Source organism: Streptomyces nanhaiensis (assembly GCF_046614825.1).
In the GTDB taxonomy this organism is placed as follows: domain Bacteria; phylum Actinomycetota; class Actinomycetes; order Streptomycetales; family Streptomycetaceae; genus Streptomyces; species Streptomyces radiopugnans.
Genome location: NZ_JBKJFM010000262.1, coordinates 1 through 4237 on the forward strand (window position 1 = coordinate 1; position 4237 = coordinate 4237).

4 protein-coding genes and 1 pseudogene are annotated in these 4237 nt (G+C 76.5%); 4 read left to right on the top strand and 1 reads right to left on the bottom strand.

Annotated features, from left to right (window positions below; genetic code table 11):
• From ACLIYP_RS29395 to ACLIYP_RS29405, 3 genes and pseudogenes are all read left to right on the top strand, one after another.
• Positions 1-406 (top strand): annotated as a pseudogene (locus ACLIYP_RS29395) (hypothetical protein); the annotation flags it as partial.
• 99 nt (positions 407-505) lie between these two features.
• On the top strand, positions 506-1030 hold the full coding sequence (locus ACLIYP_RS29400) for a SigE family RNA polymerase sigma factor (RefSeq protein WP_412716126.1): 525 nt from the start codon (positions 506-508) through the stop codon (positions 1028-1030).
• Positions 1027-1842 (top strand): hypothetical protein, encoded by an 816-nt coding sequence (locus ACLIYP_RS29405; protein ID WP_412716127.1) that lies wholly within the window; start codon positions 1027-1029, stop codon positions 1840-1842. The genes ACLIYP_RS29400 and ACLIYP_RS29405 overlap by 4 nt, the downstream gene beginning before the upstream one ends.
• 94 nt (positions 1843-1936) lie before the next feature.
• On the opposite strand, the gene ACLIYP_RS29410 is transcribed toward ACLIYP_RS29405, so the two are convergent.
• Entirely contained in the window at positions 1937-2410 is a 474-nt protein-coding gene (locus tag ACLIYP_RS29410; RefSeq protein ID WP_412716128.1) for a hypothetical protein, read from the bottom strand.
• 291 nt (positions 2411-2701) lie between these two features.
• Here ACLIYP_RS29410 and ACLIYP_RS29415 point away from each other — a divergent pair.
• On the top strand, positions 2702-4237 hold a 1536-nt coding region (locus ACLIYP_RS29415; RefSeq protein ID WP_412716129.1), incomplete at its 3' end, for a sensor histidine kinase.

Genomic DNA, 4237 nt, shown 5'->3' on the forward strand with positions numbered 1-4237 from the left:
CGGTCAGGGCGCGCTGCTGGGTCTGCTGCCGGAGGGGAGGCAGAACTACGTGGTGGCCTGGGGCGGTCCGGAGGACTTCCGCGAGAGCGTCGAGGCCGCCAGGGGCGTGGTGGGCGACAGCCTCCGCCCCAACACCGTCAGCGGCGGCTACTCCTCCTCCGACGGCGAGGTGCTGTTCACCGGGGCGTTCCGTACGGACGTCGTGCCGGGCCGGATCACCGTCCGCACCGCCGACGGCACCTTCGACGCGCAGATGGTGCGGCTGCCCGGCGACCCGGGCTGGGGCGTCTACCACCTCGACGCGGGCCGCACCGACGCCCTCTCCTCGGACGTCGTCGTCACCGCCTACACGCCCGGCGGGGACGTCATCGACACCCTGACGATGACGTCCCCCCGCACGCCGTAGTCCACCGGCCGTCACACGCAACGAGACCACGGACGCACGCCGCCGGGCCGGGTTCCGACCCGGTCCGGCGGCGGCCCCACGGCGAACCGAGGCACCCGTTTGAAGACGAGCGCGGAAGCGGAATACCGGCAGTACGTGGCCGACCGGTGGCCGCGCATGCTCCGGACCGCGTACCTCCTCACCGGCAACCACCACGACGCCGAGGACCTGGCGCAGGTGGCGCTGGCGAAGGCGTACACCGGATGGGAGCGTGTGCAGCGCGCCGGGGACCCGGACGCCTACGTCTGGCGCATCATGATCAACGCCAATGCGGACCGGCTGCGCAGACTGAAGGTCCGGGAGTGGCTGACCACCCGGTTCCCCGAACGGCAGACCGCGGACCGGGCCGACCAGATCGTCGACCGCAGCCTGCTGATGGAGGCCCTGGGCCGGCTGCCGGCGCGGCAGCGAGCGGTGGTGGTGCTGCGCTTCCTGGAGGACCGCAGCGAGAGCGAGGTGGCGGCCGTGCTGGGCACCGGAGTCGGTACGGTCCGCAGCCACACCGCCCGGGCCCTGGCCAGGCTCCGCCGGGACGGCGCCGTCCTGGGCATGGGACGCGACAGGGCGGCGGTGGTGAACCGATGAGCGGGAACGTGCCGGCGGACGGCGGGCCGGGCCGGAGGGGAGAGGAGGCCGTGCCGGTGGACGACGAGGCCGGGACCGGAGCCGGTACGGGGGCCGAGACCGGGGCCGCCCGCCTCGCGGAGGCCATGCGCCGCGAGGCGGGCACCCTGATCGCGGGCCCGCCGCCGGTGGAGGCCCTGGTGCGCGAGGGCCGCCGCCTGGCGCGGCGCCGCCGGGCGGCCGCAGGCGCGGCGGCCGCCGCCGTGCTGGCCTGCCTGGCCGGCGGCGTCCTCCTGCCGCCCCTCCTGGCCCCCTCCGGCCCCGCCCCGGCCGCACCGCAGGCCGCCTCCCCCGCGCCCTCCGTGCCGTCCGCGCCCTCCGAGACGCTGCCGGGGGTGCGGGTGGTGGAGCCGTACGAGCCGGTGGAGATCGGTCAGGGCGCGCTGCTGGGTCTGCTGCCGGAGGGGAGGCAGAACTACGTGGTGGCCTGGGGCGGTCCGGAGGACTTCCGCGAGAGCGTCGAGGCCGCCAGGGGCGTGGTGGGCGACAGCCTCCGCGCCGGGAGCCTCAGCTTCGGCCACAGCTCCTCCCCGGGCGGGGGCGTCCTCCTCACGGGCGCCTACCGCACGGAGACCGAGCCGGCCCGCATCACGGTCACGGCGGGCGGCCGCACCTGGGAGGCGGGGATGGTGCGGCTGCCCGGTGACCCGGGCTGGGGCGTGTACCACGTCGACGCGGGCGGCACCGGGCCCGGCACCCGCGCCACCGTGACGGCGTACGGCCCCGACGGCACCGTCCTGGCGCGCAACGACGTGACCGGCCCCCTGCGGTGATCTCCGTCCCCGGCCGCGTCACGGGGGTGGCCGGGGACGGCCCCGGGGGCGGACCGGGGCCCCGGGCCCGGCGGGCGCCGCAACGGGAGCCGGCTCAGCAGCCGTCGTACCGCCAGCCGCCCTCCTCGCGGACCCACTGCTGCTTCCTGTGGTCGAACCTCGGCTCGCCGCCCACGCCGTACGTCACGTACGCGGTGTCCTCGCCCCAGGACTCCTCGGCGGAGAACCGCTCCAGGGCGTACCGCCTGCCCTCGGTGTTCGCCTCGGCCGCCCGCTCCAGGGTCTCGGCGACGGCCTCCTCGGTCACCTCCCGCCGGCAGCGGGCGGAGTACATGGCGTACACGGCCCCGGCGTCCGGCTCGAAGTAGGCGTCGACGTAGCGGCCCACCGCCTTCTCCAGCGCGGCGACGTCCGCGGGACCGGGAGAGGGGGGCCGGGACGGTGCGGAGGAGGGTGGCGGCCCCTCGCCGCCGCCCGGACCGCCGTCGTCCCCGCCGCCGCACGCGGCGGCCAGAAGCAGGACGGCGGCGACGATCGGCAGGACGGCGGCCGTACCGCGTAAGCGCATGGTTCCCCCGGGAAGGTCGTGGTCGTGCTCCATCATGCCCGGCACGCACACCGCACGCGGGACTCGGATCCCGGGCCCGGCGGGGGAGGGGCCGGGAGGCGTCCGGCCCCACGGCGGCGGAACGGCCCCGGCGTCTCCCCACCGGCTCGGCACACGTGCTGGGCGGTGCATGGTTACTATGACGAAGGCAATCGCATGAGAAGGCAACTTCCCTTCTTCCAGCGGGCTTTCGGCCGTCGTTTGTCTTCCGAACCGCATCACCCGCCCCCACACAGCCACAGGGATTGCGCGATGTCAGATCCTGCCGCCCCCGGCCAGCACCGAGTGCCCGGAGGACGCCTGCCCCTCGCCTTACTCGCCGTCTGCCTGACGGCACTCGTCGCGGGTGGTGCGGCGGGCGCCGCCGCGGCCCCCGACAGCACGCGCCCCTGGGTGCTGGGGGTGGTCGCGGTGGCCGGAGCCGTGGCCGTCGCGGCCTTCCTTGCAGTCCTCCTGACGGTGCGGCGGACGGCCACCGCCGCCGCGAACGCGGCGGCCGAGGCCGCGGCGCTGCGCGGGCAGGCCGAGTACCGGCAGGCGCACACCGCGCACCTGGCCGACTCCGTGCTGCCCGCGGTCGCCGAGCGGCTGCGGACCGGCGCGCGGGCGGAGGACGCGCTGGCCGGAATGCCCGTCCCGGAGGACCCGGCGCTGCGGCGGCTCCTCCACGCCTTCGCGCACGAGGTCTCCTCCGCCACCGGGCAGCGGCTGTCCGCGCAGGCAGGGCGGGACGAGGCGGCCCGGCAGGCCCGGGAGCTGGCGGAGGGGGTGGACGGCCTTCTCACCACCGTCCTGCCCGGGGCCTTCGCGCGGCTGCGCGGCGGCGCCTCGGCGGGCACGACCCTGGCGGGGGTGCCGCGTCCCGAGGACGAGCGGCTGGCCGCCCTGACGGAGTTCGTGATCCGCGAGTACGCGACCAGCGAGCGGCGGTCCGCCGCCGCCCGGACGGCCGGCACCAAGGCCCTCAGCCGGGTGCAGGCGGCGGCCGTGGGCATGCTGGCGGACCTGCGCGAGATGCAGGAACGCCACGGCGAGGAGGTCTTCGGCGACCTCCTCAGGCTGGACCACAGCACCTCGCAGATCGGACTGCTCACCGACCGCCTCGCCCTGCTGATGGGCGGACGCGCCAGCCGGGCCTGGAACAAGCCGATCGTCATGGAGAGCATCCTGCGCGGCGCGGTGGGACGCATCGCCGCCTACCAGCGGGTCCGCATGCACTGCGCCAGCGGCACCGCGATCGCCGGGTTCGCCGCCGAGGGCGTGATGCACCTGCTCGCGGAGCTCATCGACAACGCGGCGAACTTCTCCCCGCCCATCGACGAGGTCAACGTCTACGTCGAGGAGCGCACCGCGGGCCTCGTGGTCACCATCGAGGACAGCGGGCTGCGCATGTCCGACGCGGCGATGCGCCGCGCGGAGAAGGCGGTCTCCGGCGAGTCGACCGACCTCGCCCACCTCCAGGGCACCCGGCTCGGCCTGGCCGTGGTGGGACTGCTGGCCCACAAGTACGGCATCTCCGTGAGCTACCGGCCCTCCTCCCGGGGCGGCACCGGTGTGGTGGTCCTGCTGCCGCCGCACCTGCTGGCCCAGCAGCGCGCCGAGGCCCCGCCCGCGGCCGCGGTGCCGGGGGCCAGGGCTTCGCGCGAGGTCTCCGCGTCCGGTGCCGGGGCCGCCCTCCCCACCCCCGCTCCGGCCGGTACGGCCGCCTCCGCCGGTACGGCCTTCCCGTCCGCCACCGCCCCGCCGGCCGCCCGGACCGCCGCCCAGCACTACGCCTGGTGGACCGGC